At 67.1% G+C, this 16,697-nt stretch carries 16 protein-coding genes; 8 read left to right on the top strand and 8 right to left on the bottom strand.

Annotation, left to right across the window (positions count from 1 at the left end; genetic code table 11):
• Positions 1-41 precede the first annotated feature (41 nt).
• Together MKAN_RS07765 and MKAN_RS07770 are read left to right on the top strand one after the other, a co-directional pair.
• Positions 42-1,001, top strand: a complete 960-nt coding sequence (locus MKAN_RS07765) for an SGNH/GDSL hydrolase family protein (RefSeq protein WP_103797966.1) — start codon at positions 42-44, stop codon at positions 999-1,001.
• Positions 1,002-1,166: 165 nt separating this feature from the next.
• The gene (locus tag MKAN_RS07770; protein WP_023366955.1) at positions 1,167-2,384 is read left to right on the top strand and encodes an acetyl-CoA C-acetyltransferase; all 1,218 of its coding nucleotides are present in this window, start codon (positions 1,167-1,169) and stop codon (positions 2,382-2,384) included.
• A 67-nt stretch (positions 2,385-2,451) separates the two neighbouring features.
• Here the strand turns inward: MKAN_RS07770 and MKAN_RS07775 are convergent, their stop codons facing one another.
• Positions 2,452-3,663 carry an IS110 family RNA-guided transposase gene (locus MKAN_RS07775; RefSeq protein ID WP_023366957.1) on the bottom strand — a complete coding sequence of 404 codons (1,212 nt, stop codon included), beginning with the start codon at positions 3,661-3,663 and terminating at the stop codon, positions 2,452-2,454.
• 405 nt (positions 3,664-4,068) lie between these two features.
• The gene (locus MKAN_RS07780) at positions 4,069-4,905 is read right to left on the bottom strand and encodes a Bax inhibitor-1/YccA family protein (protein ID WP_023366962.1); all 837 of its coding nucleotides are present in this window, start codon (positions 4,903-4,905) and stop codon (positions 4,069-4,071) included.
• Between the two features lie 278 nt (positions 4,906-5,183).
• On the opposite strand from MKAN_RS07780, the gene MKAN_RS07785 reads away from it, so the two are divergent.
• From MKAN_RS07785 to MKAN_RS07795, 3 genes are read left to right on the top strand one after another with little or no spacing between them, the layout of a single operon-like run.
• The gene (locus MKAN_RS07785; protein WP_023366964.1) at positions 5,184-6,221 is read left to right on the top strand and encodes an enoyl-CoA hydratase/isomerase family protein; all 1,038 of its coding nucleotides are present in this window, start codon (positions 5,184-5,186) and stop codon (positions 6,219-6,221) included.
• Positions 6,222-6,242: 21 nt separating this feature from the next.
• The gene (locus MKAN_RS07790) at positions 6,243-7,016 is read left to right on the top strand and encodes an enoyl-CoA hydratase (protein WP_023366966.1); all 774 of its coding nucleotides are present in this window, start codon (positions 6,243-6,245) and stop codon (positions 7,014-7,016) included.
• A complete protein-coding gene (locus tag MKAN_RS07795) occupies positions 7,013-8,785 on the top strand; it encodes an alpha/beta hydrolase (protein WP_023366967.1) in 1,773 nt (590 codons plus the stop codon). The genes MKAN_RS07790 and MKAN_RS07795 overlap by 4 nt, the downstream gene beginning before the upstream one ends.
• Here the strand turns inward: MKAN_RS07795 and MKAN_RS07800 are convergent.
• Complete coding sequence (locus MKAN_RS07800) at positions 8,782-9,177, bottom strand: rhodanese-like domain-containing protein (protein ID WP_023366969.1); 396 nt, start codon at positions 9,175-9,177, stop codon at positions 8,782-8,784. The genes MKAN_RS07795 and MKAN_RS07800 overlap by 4 nt on opposite strands.
• Positions 9,177-9,755 carry a cysteine dioxygenase gene (locus MKAN_RS07805; protein WP_023366971.1) on the bottom strand — a complete coding sequence of 193 codons (579 nt, stop codon included), beginning with the start codon at positions 9,753-9,755 and terminating at the stop codon, positions 9,177-9,179. Before MKAN_RS07805 ends, MKAN_RS07800 begins: the two co-directional genes overlap by 1 nt.
• A gap of 117 nt (positions 9,756-9,872) precedes the next feature.
• Here MKAN_RS07805 and MKAN_RS07810 point away from each other — a divergent pair, with 117 nt between their 5' ends.
• Together MKAN_RS07810 and MKAN_RS07815 are read left to right on the top strand one after the other, a co-directional pair.
• The gene (locus MKAN_RS07810) at positions 9,873-10,340 is read left to right on the top strand and encodes a lipoprotein LpqV (protein WP_023366973.1); all 468 of its coding nucleotides are present in this window, start codon (positions 9,873-9,875) and stop codon (positions 10,338-10,340) included.
• A 103-nt stretch (positions 10,341-10,443) separates the two neighbouring features.
• Entirely contained in the window at positions 10,444-11,532 is a 1,089-nt protein-coding gene (locus MKAN_RS07815) for a patatin family protein (protein ID WP_023366975.1), read from the top strand.
• A 1-nt stretch (position 11,533) separates the two neighbouring features.
• Here MKAN_RS07815 and MKAN_RS07820 read toward each other — a convergent pair whose 3' ends face one another.
• The gene (locus MKAN_RS07820) at positions 11,534-12,385 is read right to left on the bottom strand and encodes a patatin-like phospholipase family protein (RefSeq protein ID WP_023366977.1); all 852 of its coding nucleotides are present in this window, start codon (positions 12,383-12,385) and stop codon (positions 11,534-11,536) included.
• 6 nt (positions 12,386-12,391) lie between these two features.
• Complete coding sequence (locus tag MKAN_RS07825; RefSeq protein WP_023366979.1) at positions 12,392-13,246, bottom strand: class II glutamine amidotransferase; 855 nt, start codon at positions 13,244-13,246, stop codon at positions 12,392-12,394.
• A 174-nt stretch (positions 13,247-13,420) separates the two neighbouring features.
• On the opposite strand from MKAN_RS07825, the gene MKAN_RS07830 reads away from it, so the two are divergent.
• Complete coding sequence (locus tag MKAN_RS07830; protein WP_023366981.1) at positions 13,421-15,040, top strand: amidohydrolase; 1,620 nt, start codon at positions 13,421-13,423, stop codon at positions 15,038-15,040.
• 37 nt (positions 15,041-15,077) lie between these two features.
• Here the strand turns inward: MKAN_RS07830 and MKAN_RS07835 are convergent, their stop codons facing one another.
• Positions 15,078-15,551 carry an SRPBCC family protein gene (locus MKAN_RS07835; RefSeq protein ID WP_036392669.1) on the bottom strand — a complete coding sequence of 158 codons (474 nt, stop codon included), beginning with the start codon at positions 15,549-15,551 and terminating at the stop codon, positions 15,078-15,080.
• 76 nt (positions 15,552-15,627) lie between these two features.
• Complete coding sequence (locus MKAN_RS07840) at positions 15,628-16,686, bottom strand: NAD(P)H-dependent amine dehydrogenase family protein (RefSeq protein ID WP_036392345.1); 1,059 nt, start codon at positions 16,684-16,686, stop codon at positions 15,628-15,630.
• Positions 16,687-16,697: the final 11 nt, after the last annotated feature.

A 16,697-nucleotide genomic window follows, 5' to 3' on the forward strand; every position in this document is an offset into this window, starting at 1 on the left:
AAACAGCGAAGCCGATCTAAACTGGTCTCGTGGGCATGAGCGTGCCGCGGCGTTCGACTATCGCTTTGGCCACAGCAGGTGCACTCGCCTCGACGGGCACGGCTTATCTGGGCGCACGCAACTTGCTGGTCGGCCAGGCGACACACGCGCGCACCGTCATTCCCAGAGCCTGCGACATGCCGCCTCGTGCCGATGGCGTGTACACCCGCGGCGGCGGGCCGGTACAACGGTGGCGCCGCGGAACACCATTCGATCTGCACCTGATGATGTTCGGCGACTCGACGGCGTGCGGATACGGGTGTACCAGCGGCGAGGAAGTCCCGGGCGTGCTGATCGCCCGCAAACTCGCCGAGCAGACCGGCAAGCGCGTCCGGTTGAGCACCAAAGCCATCGTCGGCGCCACCTCGAAAGGCGTTAGCGGTCAAGTCGATGCGATGTTCGTGGCCGGACCGCCGCCGGACGCGGCGGTGATCATCATCGGCGCCAACGACGTCACGTCCCTCAACCGCATCGGAGAATCCGCCGAGCGGCTGGCCTCATCGGTGCGCAGATTGCGTGCCCGCGGCGCGGCCGTGGTCGTCGGCACCTGTCCCGACTTCGGCGTCATCACGGCCATCCCCCAGCCATTGCGTTCCCTGGCGCACACGCGTGCTACGCGGCTGGCCCGCGCTCAGACCGTCGCCGTCAAAGCGGCCGGTGGGGTGCCGGTGCCGTTGGCACATCTGCTGGCGCCCCAATTCCGGGCCGCGCCCGAAGGCATGTTCTCCGCCGACCGATACCACCCATCGGCGACCGCCTACGCGTTGGCAGCCGACCAGCTGTTGCTCGCCCTGCGCGACGCGCTGCGCGGAAAGATTGCCCGACCGAGGGTTGAGCAGCCATCCCGACCCGCTGCGCCGGCACGCGGTTGTGAGCCCACCCGAGGCAGCATCGTGTCGCGGCTATGGCGGCGTCCGCTGCCGGCCGTGCCCGCAGCCGTCGCCGCGCCGGCCGGGGGCTGACCTCGGCCGGGGTTGTCCGGCCCGCCAGCTCGGGGGTGCCCGCTTCGCGGGCCGCATCGTCGCCAAGCTCACCCCAATTGCCCGCCTCCTCCTCGCCCCGCTTCGCGGGCCGCATCGTCGCCAAGCTAGATTCGGCTTCGCACACCCCAATGGAGGGAGTCCGTCATGCCGGAAGCCGTCATCGTCTCAACCGCCCGCTCTCCCATCGGCCGCGCCATGAAAGGCTCACTGGTCACCATGCGGCCCGACGACCTGGCCGTACAGATCGTGCGTGCCGCACTGGACAAGGTGCCCGCGCTGAACCCGCATCAGATCGACGACCTGATCATGGGCTGCGGTCTGCCCGGCGGCGAGTCGGGCTTCAACATCGCGCGCGTCGTCGCCGTTGCCCTCGGCTATGACTTCCTGCCGGGCACCACGGTCAACCGCTATTGCTCGTCGTCGTTGCAGACCACCCGAATGGCATTCCACGCGATCAAGGCCGGCGAAGGCGACGCATTCATCTCCGCGGGGGTGGAGACAGTTTCCCGGTTCGGCAAGGGCAACTCCGATTCCTGGCCGGACACCAAGAACCCGATCTTCGACGAGGCTCAGGAACGCTCGGCCGCAACGGCCGCCGGCGCCGAGGAATGGCACGACCCCCGTGCCGACGGCAAGCTGCCCGACGTCTACATCGCGATGGGCCAGACCGCGGAAAACGTCGCGATCCTCACCGGCATCTCCCGCGAAGACCAGGACCACTGGGGTGTACGCAGTCAGAACCGCGCCGAGGAGGCGATCAAGAGCGGCTTCTTCCAGCGCGAGATCACTCCGGTCACGCTCCCGGACGGCACCATGGTCAGCGCTGACGACGGCCCCCGGCCCGGAACCACTTACGAGAAGGTGAGCGAACTCAAGCCGGTGTTCCGGCCCAACGGCACCGTCACCGCCGGGAACGCCTGTCCACTCAACGACGGCGCCGCTGCGTTGGTGATCACCAGCGATACCAAGGCCAAGGAACTCGGCTTGACACCCTTGGCACGCATCGTGTCCACGGGCGTCAGCGGTTTGTCCCCGGAGATCATGGGCCTCGGCCCGATCGAGGCCTGCAAGAAGGCACTCGAACGAGCCGACATGTCGATCAACGACATCGACCTGGTCGAGATCAACGAAGCCTTCGCTGTGCAGGTGCTGGGATCGGCCCGCGAGCTGGGCATCGACGAGGACAAGCTGAACGTCTCGGGCGGAGCGATCGCCCTGGGACACCCGTTCGGCATGACCGGCGCACGCATCACCACCACGCTGCTGAATAACCTGCAGACCCACGACAAGACATTCGGTCTGGAGACGATGTGCGTGGGCGGCGGCCAGGGTATGGCGATGGTGATCGAGCGGCTCAGTTAGCGGCGCTCCGGCCAGCCGATCGAGCCTGCGTTTTGGCCGGGTCGAGACATCCCAGGTTTGTAAGTTGTCAAGCGGCGATGGGGGTTCGGTGGGCCCAGGCTCGGTCTTCGTCGTAGAGGGTGTGGTGGCGGAGGCAGCCGTGCAGGATGCCGACGAGGCGGTTGCCGAGGGCGCGTAGGGCTTGGTGGTGGCTGTCTTTAGCCCTGATGCGCTGATCGTAGAAGGCGCGGGCGCCCGGGCTGGTGGAAAGGGCGCAGAAGGCCCACTGGTCGATGGCGTCATAGAGGCGGCTGTTGCGGATGTAGCGGGCGACGACGCGGCATTTCTTGCCGGAGGCGACGGTCAGGGGTGAGGTTCCGGCGTAGTTTTTGCGAGACTTGGCGTCGGTGTATCGATTCGGGTCGTCCCCGAACTCACCAAGCACCCGGGCGCCGAGTACGACACCAAGTCCTGGCAGGGAGCGGTAGATGTCGGCGTCCGGGTGTGCCTCAAAATGGGCGGCCAAGCTGGTTTCGAGCTCGGTGATCTGTCGATTCAGCTCGGCGATGATGGCCACGGCAGCGCGGGTGGTGGCTGCGAACGCCGTCGCCACCGTTGGTGGGGCGGTCAGCTGTTGTGAGCGCAGCGCGGCTTGAATCTCTTTGGCTCGGCTGGCGATATAGCGTTGGCGGCCTCCGCGTTTGAGCGCGGACTGGATGGCCGACAGACTCAACTTGGCACCCGTATCGGGGGTGGGGGCACGACCCAACACCCCCAGGGCGTCGCCGTGGTCAAGGTCCTCGAAGGCCGCCAACGCCGCCGGGTAGTACTCCCGCAACGCGCTGCGCAGCGCGTTGGTGTGGCGGACGCGTGCCCAGATCAGGCTCTGGTGGGCGCGGGCGAGCACCTTGATCGCCTCCACCTCGGCGCTGTCGCCGGCTAGGGGGCGATGGTTGTGCCGATCGGTGCGCACCAGATCGGCCAGCAGTTTGGCATCTGAGACATCGGATTTGGCGCCTGAGACATGATGGCGGTCGCGGTAGCGCGCCACCGCCAGCGGATTGATCGCAAACACCTGATACCCCGCGGCGACCAGGGCTTGCACCCACAGGCCGCGATCGGTCTCGATACCGACCACCACCTGATCGGGTTCCTCGGCGTGCACGCCGATCAGCTCGTGCAATTGCCGCATGCCGGTGATTCCTTCCGACAGCCGCCGCGATGCCAGCCGCCGCCCGGCCTCATTCATCACCCACACGTCATGATGGTCTTCGGCCCAGTCGTCACCCACGAAGATCATCGGTCACCACCTCTCTTGCCCTTCGAGAACTTCACCAACCAGGTTGAGCTGGAGGACACCCCGCGGCGACCTAATGCACGTGCTCGACCGGCACGCCATCCCATCAGCGCTACAGGTGACCTCACGACCGACTGGGGCACGGTCTCGACTCGAGGAATCGATCGAACACTCCAGTGTGAGCAAGTGCTCACCAGCCAGCCGCTCGGTGACCAGCCTGCCGCACACGGGCCACAAACCCGTTCAACGGCAGGCCGATCAAGACCCATTAGTGTGCGTCCTGGGCGCTCACTGTGCGTCTGGGGCGAAGACACGCCAGGCCTCGACGCCAACGGCACACACCCGACGCCAACGGCACACAGCGCAGCAAAAAGCCGGCACGTACGTGCCGGCTTTTTGTCGCCCGAACTAGTCGTTCTGCAGATAACTGAGCAGGCGCAGGATCTCGATGTACAGCCAGACCAGCGTGACGGTCAGGCCCAGGGCAATACCCCATGCCGCCTTATCCGGCGCTCCGGCCCGGATCATCTGGTCAGCCGCGTCGAAGTCGATCAGGAAGGTGAACGCCGCAATACCGATGCACACCAGGGAGAAGATAATGCCCAGCGGACCGGGGCTGCGCAGGCCCAAACCCTCGCCGCCGCCGACATGGAACATCGCCAGCACGAAGTTGCCGAGCATCAGGAACAGCACGCCGAAGAGGGCAGCGACCACCATTCGGGTGAACTTGGGTGTCACCCGAATGGCCCCGGTCTTGTACACGATGAGCATGCCGAAGAACACGCCCAGAGTGCCCAGGATGGCTTCTCCGATGAGCATTCCGGCATTGGCCGAGCCCACCGAGAAGTTGGCCATGACGAACGAGAAGGCTCCCAGGAACAGGCCCTCGAGTCCGGCGTAGGTGAGGACGATCGCCGGGTTGTCCTGTTTGCGACCGAAGGTGGCCACCAGCACCAGCGCCAACCCGCCGAGCGCGCCGATCAGGGTCAGCGGCATCGCAAGGTTGAGGTTCTGGGCGACCAGGAAGTAGGAGACGACGGCGCTGGCCGTCAGCGTCGCCAAGGTCAGACCGGTCTTGGTGACGACGTCGTCGATGGTCAGCGGGCGCGCAGCCCGGGTTTCCTGGTAGGGAGCTGCGTAAGGGTCGCCCGCGTATCCCGGCTGGGCCAGGCCCGGACCGAATTGTGCGTATCCGCCCCTCTGCTTCGGCAGCGAACGAAATACCGGGTTACTTGTCTCCCGCACCGTCGGATCCTCTCTTGTGGCTCCACATATGACAACAGCTTCACATATGACTACAGCTTCGGAAGCTTCGGACTACAGCTTCGAGTTGTGCGAACACCTGCTCAACGATCAGTGGCCCGGCCGGGTTCCCAGCGGAGCTGCTGTTTTGTCGTCCGGCTCAAGATAAACCTTAGCCCCGCGGGCACCCCGGGGCGAGTCACGATCTAGATTGCTCGTCAAACTCATGGGCAGACTTGGGACGGATTCCTGCGAGGGGAGACTAAGGCGTGACTGAGGCCGTGACTGGCGAATCCGACGAAGTCCTGACCCGCGTCGACGGCGGCGTCGGCTTGGTTACGCTCAACCGCCCGAAGGCGATCAATTCGCTGAACCAGACGATGGTGGACCTGCTGAGCACGGTGCTCATTCGTTGGGAACGCGACGACGAAGTCCGTGCCGTGGTGGTTTCGGGGGCCGGCGAACGCGGCTTGTGCGCGGGCGGCGACGTCGTCGCGGTCTACCACAGCGCCCGCAAGGACGGGGTCGAGGCGCGGCGGTTCTGGCGCGCCGAGTACCTGATGAACGGCCAGATCGGCCGATTCTCCAAGCCGTACGTGGCTCTGATGGACGGCATCGTGATGGGGGGCGGCGTGGGCGTCAGCGCCCACGGCGACGTCAGGGTGGTCACCGACACTTCCAAGGTCGCGATGCCCGAGGTCGGCATCGGGTTCATCCCCGACGTGGGTGGGGCGTATCTGCTGTCCCGGGCACCGGGCTCGCTGGGTTTGCACGCCGCGCTGACCGGAGCGCCGTTTTCCGGAGCCGACGCCATCGCGATGGGCTTTGCCGACCACTACGTGTCGCACGCCGACCTCGACGCGTTCCGCGCCGCGATCACCTCCGACGGCGTGGCGAGCGCACTTGCGCACTACACCGTCGAACCTCCACCCAGTGAGCTTGCGGCACAACGCGATTGGATCGATGAGTGCTACACCGGCGATACCGTCGCCGAGATCGTCGCCAAGCTGCGGGATCATGGTGCACAACCGGCTAACGACGCCGCCGAGCTGATCGCCACCCGCTCCCCTATCGCGCTGTCGGTGACGTTGGAGGCAGTACGCCGCGCCGCCGCCATGGAAACGCTGGAAGACGTTCTGGTCCAGGACTATCGGGTATCGTCGGCGTCGCTGCGCTCCCACGATCTGGCGGAAGGCATCCGCGCGCAACTAATCGACAAGGACCGCAAGCCGAAATGGTCGCCGGCGGCGCTGGCCGAGATCACCCGGGCCGACGTGGCAGCGTATTTCGAGCCGGTCGATGACGACTTGAGCTTCTAGGAGCTTCCAGGAAGGCAATCCATGGGATACGAAACGATTCTGGTCGAGCGCGACGAGCGGGTCGGCACCATCACGCTGAACCGCCCCCAAGCGCTGAATGCGCTCAACAGCCAGGTGATGAACGAAGTCACCAGCGCAGCAACGGAATTGGACGGCGATCCCGGCATCGGGGCGATCGTCATCACCGGCTCCGCCAAGGCGTTCGCCGCGGGCGCCGACATCAAGGAAATGGCTGGGTTGACGTTCGCCGACGCATTCGACGCCGACTTCTTCGCTGCCTGGGGCAAACTCGCCGCCGTGCGTACCCCGACGATCGCTGCGGTGGCCGGATATGCGCTGGGCGGCGGCTGCGAGCTGGCCATGATGTGCGACCTGCTGATCGCCGCCGATACCGCCAAGTTCGGCCAGCCGGAGATCAAGCTCGGCGTGCTGCCCGGTATGGGGGGCTCGCAGCGGTTGACCCGGGCCATCGGCAAGGCCAAGGCCATGGATCTCATCCTGACCGGGCGCACCATCGACGCCGCCGAGGCCGAGCGCAGTGGCCTGGTTTCGCGGGTCGTGCCGGCCGATGACCTGCTGACCGAGGCTAAGGCCGTCGCCACCACCATCTCGCAACTGTCACGGTCAGCCACCCGGATGGCCAAAGAGGCCGTCAACCGAGCCTTTGAATCGACTCTGGCCGAAGGACTGCTCTACGAACGCCGGCTCTTCCATTCCACCTTTGCCACCGACGATCAATCGGAAGGCATGGCCGCCTTCATCGAGAAGCGGCCGCCTCATTTCACCCACCGATGAGCGAACTGCATTCTGCGACGAGCACCGGCACCGGCACCGGCACCGAACCGAAAGCCGGCGGCACCGAGTCGTCCGCCATTCCGGTCGCGAAAACGCCTGAGCCGCAAGCGGTTCGTAAGGCGTGGTGGATACGCCACTACACCTTCACCGGCACCGCGCTCGGGTTGATTTTCCTGTGGTTCTCCATGACGCCGTCACTGCTGCCGCGCGGTCCGCTCTACCAGGGTCTGGTCAGTGGCATCTCGGGCGCCATCGGGTATGGCTTGGGCGTCTTCACGGTCTGGCTGGTCCGGTACATGCGCTCGCAGAATTCCAGTCCGCCACCCCCGCGCTGGGTGTGGCTGCCGCTGATCGCGGTCGGCGCGGTCGGCATGGTCCTGATGGCGATCTGGTTCCACGTCTGGCAGGACGACGTGCGCGACCTGATGGGTGTCGAGCACTTGAAGTGGTACGACTACCCGCTGGCCGCGGCCGTATCGCTGATCGCGTTGTTCACCCTTGTCGAGATCGGCCAGTTCATCCGGCGGCTGGTCGGTTTCCTGGTGAGGCAAGTCGACCGGATCGCGCCTTTCCGGGTGTCTGCGACCATCGTGGTGGTCCTGCTGGTGGCGCTGACGATCACGTTGCTCAACGGTGTCGTGCTCAAGTTCGCGATGCGCTCCATGAACAGCACCTTTGCCTCCGTCAACGAGGAGATGAACCCCAACACGGCGCCCCCGAGGACATCGCTGCGATCGGGCGGCCCGCAGTCGCTGGTGTCCTGGGACTCGCTGGGGCACCAGGGCCGCATCTTCGTCGAGGCCGGTCCCACCGTCGCCGAACTGACCAAGTTCAGCGGAACCCCGGCGACCGAGCCGATCCGGGCCTACGCCGGACTGGACTCGGCGAAGGGAATTACCGAGACGGCCGAGTTGGCGGCACGCGATTTGCAGCGCGCCGGTGGTCTGCAACGCGCTGTCGTCGCCGTCGCCACCACCACCGGCACGGGCTGGATCAACGAGGCCGAAGCCGACGCGCTGGAGTACATCTACAACGGCAACACCGCGATCGTGAGTATGCAGTACTCGTACCTGCCGAGCTGGTTGTCGTTCCTGGTGGACAAGGAGAACGCCCGCCACGCCGGGCAGGCCCTGTTCGAGGCGGTCGACAAGTTGATCCGGCAGATGCCGGAATTCAAGCGTCCCAAGCTCGTGGTGTTCGGTGAGAGCCTCGGATCCTTCGGCGGCGAGGCGCCGTTCATGACTCTCGACAATGTCCTCGCCCGCACCGACGGCGCCTTGTTCAGCGGCCCGACCTTCAACAACACCATTTGGAACGACTTGACCTCGACTCGCGATCCCGGTTCACCGGAGTGGCTGCCGATTTATCACCACGGCGCCAATGTGCGGTTCGTCGCCCGCCCGAGTGATCTGCAACGCCCGGACGAGCCCTGGGGGCGGCCGCGGGTGGTCTATCTCCAGCACGCCTCGGATCCGATCGCGTGGTGGACGCCCGACCTGTTGTTCAAGAAACCCGACTGGCTGCGCGAACCGCGCGGTTACGACGTGCTGCCGCAGACTCGCTGGATCCCGGTGGTGACATTTCTGCAAGTCACCGCCGACATGGCGGTGGCAGTGGAGGTGCCGCCGGGACACGGGCACCACTACGTCGCCGATGCGGTCGACGCCTGGGCCGCGATACTGTCGCCGCCCGGCTGGACGCAGCAGATGACCGAGCGCCTGCGGCCGGTGTTGCACTCCGACGCCAAGCCGCTCGGCTCGTCAGGCTAACACCTGCCCAGCGGCTCGAGTTCGGCCAGCAGACCGGCGGCCACCAGCGCGTGGTAGCCGCCGATGACGTCGGTGGCGCGGTGCAGCCCGAGGTCCAGCAGCGCGGCCGCAGCCAGGCTGGAGGTGTAGCCCTCCGAGCACAGGATCACCCATTCGACGTCGTCGTCGACGGCCTGCGGCAGGCGGGCGTCGTTGGTCGGGTCACACCGCCATTCGAGGACGTTGCGCTCGATCAGCAACGCTCCCGGCACCTCGCCCTCGCGGGCGCGCTGGGCCTGCGGGCGGATGTCGACGAGCACCGCACCGCGTCGCAACGCTTGGGGCACCTCGCCGGCGGGCAGGCGCCGATACCGGCTGCGGGCGAGATCCAGCATCCGATCGATCCGGCTCATCACGACTTTTCGGGTTGGTCGGTCAATTCGGTGCGCCGGCGGCGCAGCGTATTGCGTTCGGTGACTTCGTAATACGACATCGCCGTCAGCGGCGGCGAATACGCGTGCACGCTCAGCGTCGGCGCGATGGGGCTCGAAAGCGGCTCGACGGCGGGCTCGGTAACGGGCGCCTTGCGCGGCGCCCACACCACGTCGTGCACCCAGCCCAGCGGGAACCCGGCCTGATCACCCGCATCGAGCCGGCGGCGCCGCAACCGCCGGCCGTCCCACCGGTATTCGTTGAGCGACCCGGACAGCACCGTCAGCGCCCCGATCGAACCGCCATGGTCGTGCAATTCGGTGGCGTGCCCGGGGACCCAGCTGATCAGCCAGATATCGAGGTCGTCGTCCCCGTGAACGCGGGCAAACCAGCGCTCCGTCTCGGGCAGGCCGCCACGGGGCAGCAGGTGGTCATAGCGCCCGCTGAGCACGTCGTCGGCGACCTGATCGGTGGCGTGCAACAGGTCGGGTACCCGCAGCCGGGTGGGTCCGGGGAAAGGGGAGGCAACGGCAGGTGAGGTGAGAAGTGGCATAGCCATGCTGGGGACTCCAGAGTGCGAAAGCGGATCGGGTTATCGACGGCAGGTCAGGGCCGACAACACTCGAAAAATCCGACGCACTTCATCACGGCAGCCAGTGTTGCATAAATTGGCACCATGCGCGGATCGCGACCTAGGGGCCTGGCGCGCACCTTGCTGTGGGGGCCGCTGGTTGTCGCGGCGAGCGTGTCAGTCGTCACCGGCTGCTGGCATGCCGGCGGCGGCGGTAGGGCGGCGTCTTCTTCGTCATCTCCAGCCAAGTCGTCGGCGCCGTCACCAACGGCGCCGAGTTCGCTGCCGCCGGGTGTTGTCGGGGTCTCACCCACCGGCGTGACGACCCGGGTCGACGTGCCCGCCGAGTCGACCGAGGAGGAATACTTCCAGGCCTGCCATGCCGCCAAGGTGTGGATGCAGACCCAGCCCGGCACCGGCGAGGCCTTGATCGAGCCGTATCTGGCGATGGTGCAGACCTCGCACTCCGGCGTTGCCGGCAGTTGGAACGTCCGCTGGGCCGAACTGACCCCGGCGCGTCAGGCGGCGGTGATCGTGGCGGCGGTCGCGGCGGCCAACAACGAATGCGGATAGCCATCCGCCGGGCGGTTCCAGCCGGTCGCACAATTGCGATCACGGCTGCAAGAAACTTCCGACCGGTTCCGCGGGAGCCATAACGGCCACGCAGAATGAAGGGATGACCGGGCCAACAGCCGTGCGGGCGAGGGGATCGTCGCCGAGTCGTGTCGCGTTGGCGCTCGGCAGCGGCGGCGCCCGTGGTTACGCCCACATCGGGGTGATCCAGATGCTGCGGGAGCGCGGCTACGACATCGTCGGGGTCGCCGGCTCCTCCATGGGAGCGCTGGTCGGCGGCCTGCACGCGGCCGGGCGGCTGGAGGAGTTCACCGACTGGGCGAAGTCGTTGACGCAACGCACCATTCTGCGGCTGCTGGACCCGTCCATTACCGCGGCCGGGGTGCTGCGGGCCGAGAAGATCCTGGATGCGGTGCGCGACATCCTCGGCCCGGTCACCATCGAACAACTGCCGATCCCCTATACGGCGGTGGCGACGGACCTGTTGGCGGGCAAGTCGGTCTGGTTTCAGCGTGGACCTCTCGACGAGGCCATCCGAGCATCGATCGCGATACCCGGGGTCATCGCCCCGCACGAACTCGACGGACGCCTGCTCGCCGACGGCGGCATCCTGGATCCGCTGCCGATTGCGCCGATCGCCGCGGTCAATGCCGATCTGACCATCGCGGTCAGCCTCAACGGCAGCGAAGCGGGGCTGCCACGCGGCTCCGAACCCGGCGTCACCGCCGAATGGTTGAACCGTGTGGTCCGCAGCACCTCGGCGATCTTCGATGCCACTGCCGCCCGGGCACTGCTTGACCGGCCAACGGCGCGGGCGGTGTTGAGCCGGTTCGGTGCGGGTTCGCCGGAGCCGGATTCGTTTTCCGATGACGCGGAGTTGGACCTCGGCGAAGGCGCCGACGCTGCCGACGCTACGGACACTGCCGAGGATCAGGCGCCCGAAATCCCCAGAATGGGCAGCTTCGAGGTGATGAACCGAACCATCGACATCGCCCAGTCCGCGCTGGCCCGCCACACTCTGGCGGCCTATCCCGCCGACCTGCTGATCGAGGTGCCGCGTGCGACGTGCCGAAGCCTGGAATTCCACCGGGCCGTCGAGGTGATCGCCGCCGGTCGGGCCCTGGCCGCACGTGCCCTCGATGCCCTCGAAGCCGACGACGAGCAACCGACCCCTCCGGCGATCGAGGGCTGAATTAGACACCCAGGAAGCGGGCGAGGGTCGCCGCTTCCCGACGGCCCTGTTCTCGCCCCGCCATGGCTGAAGCTGCCCGGCAGCGCGGATCCAGCGGGTTGGGCCCGAACGCCGTCAGCGACTCGTCGTCCGCGAACACGGCGAATGCGCTGCCCGGGAATGCCGCGATCTCGGCGGCCGGCCCGGGGCCGAACGGGGACGGCGTGTCCGCGCCGGACGGCACCAGAACGACCGCCACCGCACAGTCGCCGGCGACGCCGACGTTGACCGAACTGGCCACGCCGCCGTCCATGTAACGGCGGCCCGCGATCGTCACCGGCGGCCACGCTCCCGGCACCGCGCAGCTGGCGGCCACCGCATCGACGAGGTCGACACCCGAGTGGCGGTCGAAGATCACCAATTCGCCGGTGGCAGTGTCGATCGCGGTGATCCGCAGGTCTCGGTCGGGCCAGTCGTGCACCGGCAGCCGCTCGGCGATCACCGTCCGGCGCACCGGCTCGGGAACGGTGCGCGTCGCCAGCGCGACGGCGCCGATTCGCTGTAACGGCCCCTGCTCACCGGGGGCGCGCAACGCCTGGAGGAACAGCTCGGTAATCGCGTCGATGTCGACGCCGGGGTCGATCTCGGCCGATGTCTCGGCGAGCTGCAGATCGAACAGCTCTTCCAGGCGCCGACCGCTGCTGATCTGCGCCGCCACCGCCGATCCGGCCGATGTCCCCACCAGCACATCCGAATCCAGCAACCGCCGGGCCGCCGCCGGCGACTGCTCGGTGACGCCGCGGAGAAGACCTGTCTCCCAAGCGATTCCGGCCAGGCCGCCGCCCGCCAGCACGAGCGCCCGTTTGCCTGCCACGTCGGCCTAGTCTGCCATCACCGACGAGCCAAGTTCCGCCCGCCGCAGCAGCTGACCGGGAGGATCCGGCAGCACCACATCGCGGGTCAGCTGCAGCGCGGTGTCGACATGGACCAACTCGCCCGGGCCGAGCAAGGACCAACGCGGATCCTCGTCCATCGGCTCGGTGGCGAAAACCACCGACGGCCGCGTGCACAGGTGCGACGACCACGCGCGAATCCGGTTGCTGCGCAGGTGAAATTCCGGACCGCATAACGACGGATCGCGCCGGTCCAGCACATAGAGCTCATGAGAGTCCGGATAACGCAGCGCCCACATGTCGGTGGCGGTGCTGAGCAGCACGTTGACGGCGTAGATCGGCACGTTCGCGGCCAGCCATCGCAGCGCGTCGACCAGGCCGGCTGACTGGTCGCCGCCGTGAGCGCGGATCGTGGCGGTGATCAACGCGAACACCCGCTCGGAATCGGTTTGGCCGAGCACCAGGTCCGCGGCGCGCAGCTCGCGGAGTCGTCCGTCGATGACGTCGAGGCCCTCGACCACGCCGTTGTGCGCGAACATCCTGCCGTCCTGCAAGAACGGGTGGGTGTTGCGGACATCGAGCGAACCGGTCGTCGCGTAGCGCACGTGAGCGACGAACGTCGTGCCGGTCAGCTCGCGAGCCTCGGTCGCGAACGCGGTGTCATGCCAAGCCGCCATCGGCTCCTTGTGCAACTGCGGCCGACCGTGTTCGTCGAACACCCCCACCCCGGTGCCGTCGGGGTTTCTGCGGCTTTGCCGCGCCAGACTGTCCGGGGCGTCCAGCAGCCAAAAAGTCGCCGTGGCAACCTCATTCCCGGCGTGCAGGCCAAAGAGTCGGCACATGGCCTCGACGTTACCCGGCCCTGGGCGGGCCCCGGCTGCCCGGCCGTCACCGGCAGTCACCGGCCGAACGGCGCATCAGCAAAGTCATGACCGCGGTGCTCCGGTGTGGTCAAATACGGGCTAGCGCTCGGTGGCGTCCCGGTTGCCGGCGGCATATCAGGCGGGAGGCCATCCATGGCAGCTGCTGACCTCGTGATCCGCGGTGTGGTACTGACCGTCGACGACCCCCGACCTACCGCCGAAGCCCTTGCCGTCAAAGACGGCCGGATCGTCGCGGTGGGCAACTGGTCGGATGTCGAGGGCTGGGTCGGCTCCGATACGCCGGTCGTCGACACCGGATCGGGCTGTGTCCTGCCGGGCCTGGTGGAGGCACACGGGCACCCGTTGCTGGAGTCCATGGTGCTGTCGAACCGGATGGTCGACATCCGCCCGGTCACGGTCCGCGACGCGGACGACGTGGTCGGCGCGATTCGGCGGGAGGTGGCCGCACGTGGTGCGACGGGCGCGTACCTGTTCGGCTGGGATCCACTGCTGCAACCAGGTCTCCCGGAAGCGACCCTGCACTGGCTCGACGGCCTGGCCGCCGACACCCCGCTGGTCATCTTTCACAACTCCTGTCATAAGGCCTACTTCAACTCGACTGCCGCCAGGCAGGCCGGGATCACCCGCGATACGCCAGACCCTAAGGGCGCCAACTACGGTCGCGACGCCAACGGCGACCTCGACGGCACCGCCGAGGAGACCGCCGCGTTGTTGCCACTGGTCGCCGGGGCGATCAACCCGGCCGACTACCCCGCCATGCTGCGGGCCGAGTGCGCCCGGCTGAATCAGGCGGGCCTGACGACGTGCTCGGAGATGGCGTTTGAGCCCAGCTTTCGCCCGATGCTTGCCCAGTTGAACGACGCGGGTGAGCTGACCGTCCGGCTACGCACCTACGAGATCTCCACCGCCGCGCTGACCACCGACATGACCCCTGACAACGGCGACGACATGGTGCGCCAGGTTGGCATCAAGATCTGGGTCGACGGCTCGCCGTGGATCGGCAACATCGACCTTTCGGCTCCTTATCTCAACACCGGCGCCAGCCGCGCCATGGGTATCGCGCCGGGTTCCTGTGGCCACGCCAACTACAGCCGCGAGCAGTTGACCGAGATCGTCGACGCCTACTTCCCGCTGGGATGGCCGATGGCCTGTCACGTCATGGGTGACGCCGGCGTCGACACCATCCTCGACGTGTACGAGGAAGCGTTGCGCAAGTATCCCCGAACCGATCACCGGCTAAGGCTGGAACACGCCCCGATGCTGCGCCCGGACCAGCTGCGCCGCGCCGCCGACCTCGGCGTCACCGCCAGCCTGTTCGTCGACCAGATCCACTACTGGGGCGACATCCTGGTCGACGGTCTTTTCGGGCCCGAGCGCGGATCACGTTGGGCGCCAGCCGGTTCCGCTGTGGCCGCCGGAATGCGGATATCGCTGCACAATGATCCGCCGGTCACCCCCGAAGAACCGCTGCGCAACATCAGCGTCGCGGCCACCCGTACCGCGCCGAGCGGGCGGGTACTGGCGCCCGAGGAGCGGTTGACGGTCGAGCAGGCGATCCGCGCCCAGACGCTGGACGCGGCGTGGCAGTTGTTCGCCGACGACGTGATCGGCTCGCTGGAGGTCGGCAAATACGCCGACATGGTCGTGTTGTCGCAAGACCCGCGCACGGTCGCCCCCGAGGAGATCGCCGATCTCGAGGTGCGGGCGACGTTTCTCGCCGGCCGGCAGGTGTACGGCCCGACTCTGCGCTGAGGCCGTCGACGGATTCGCGAGCGCCGCGCGCCGCCGTTCAGCCCACCAGTTGCTCGGCGAGTTTCTCGAGCACGATGCGGGCGTAGCCCTTCCACATCCTGCCGAACAGCGGCAGCAGCGGTGCGCTTACGCCCGATTTGGGGTGCAGGGTCCACTGCCAGGCGACCCTGGTTCCCGTCCCCGCCGGCACGAAGCTCCACTTGCCTTCCACCAGGCTGACCAGCGGCGCCAACGGACCTTTGATGTCGGTGAGCGTGTAGCTGAATGATCGCGGCGGGTCGACGTTGGTCAGCGTCTCGCGTACCAGGCCGCCGCCGACCATGGCGATGACACGGCTTTGGCCCGCCGCATCCCAATCGCCGGTTTGGTCCCGGACCTCCTTGATCGGCGGGATCACCCCATACCACCGAGAACAGATCACCGGCAGCGCTATCGGCAGCGTTCGACTGAAGGCGTCCTCGACGGCGACGGGTATCGCCCGCGATTGCTCGACCACGACAGAGCGTGTCAGTTGCCCATCCCCTTTGTCTCGAAATCGATTTCCGGACAACTCTAACGGCGGTATCGGGCACGGCGCGCCCCGGTGGTCACCGCGACAACTCCGGTGCGGCCCGGGCGGTGATCAACGGCAGATCGAAGAAACTTTGGATGCCCGCCGGGGCGGCGCAGGTCGCGGGGATCGCGTTGACGCAGTGCGCCGCCGTGGCGACGATGCCCGGGTTGCTCTGCAGCCCGGCTGCCACGCTCTCCGGCTGCCACCCCTTGACGGTGACGAAGGTGTCGGGATTACCGCGCACCTCGATCTCGTAGCGCTCCCCCGCCGGTCCGAAAGACCATGGCGGATCCAGGTTTTCGGACCCCATCAACCAGTTGACGGTGATCTCGACCACCACTTTGTCCCCGACGAGCGCTTCCCAGTGAAACCGGCGCCCGGCAACCTGGCCCGGTTCGATGATCCCGATCGGCGAGTCTATCGGCGCGGTCGCAACGGCGACCTCCTGCGATGCGCGGATCTTCGGGTCGGCGGCAAAGCCTAGACGGTCGACGCACAGCCGGACCGACTGCATGAATCCGCCGTCGAGCAGTTTCTGCATCGGACCGGTCAGGGCGCTGTCCGGGGTGCCGCCGAAGCCCATCACATAACGCAGCACATCGGGGGCGCCGTAGCTCCGCAGGTCCGAAAACTCTTCGGAACGAACAAAAGTCACACCGGTGGACATCACCGACAGCAGCAACGGAAACAGTTCGGTGGCAGCTCCGGGCCCGATACCGGCGCCATGCAGGGTCGCGTTGCCGGCCTGCGCGGCCACCTCGAGCGGCGCGGCTTCCTTCTCGCTCGGGTAGAACCAACCGACCGGAGTGACGACGTTCTTGCCCGAGCACAGCAACGCCGCGACCTCGTCGACGCTGGGCAGCAACGGCGCGTAGACCACCGCATCGGCGTCGAGAGCCAGGATGTCGTCGACGCTATTGGTGGCGACGACTCCCAGCGGTGCGGTGCCGATGATCTCACCGACGTCCTTGCCGTTCTTGGCCTCGGAATGCACCCAGCAGCCGGCCAATTCGAGCTCTGGATGCTCGAGCACACCCTTGATCGCGGCGACCCCCACCGACCCGGTTGCCCATTGAACGACCCTCAAACCCATGTCCTCGAACT

Source organism: Mycobacterium kansasii ATCC 12478 (assembly GCF_000157895.3).
In the GTDB taxonomy this organism is placed as follows: Bacteria; Actinomycetota; Actinomycetes; order Mycobacteriales; family Mycobacteriaceae; genus Mycobacterium; species Mycobacterium kansasii.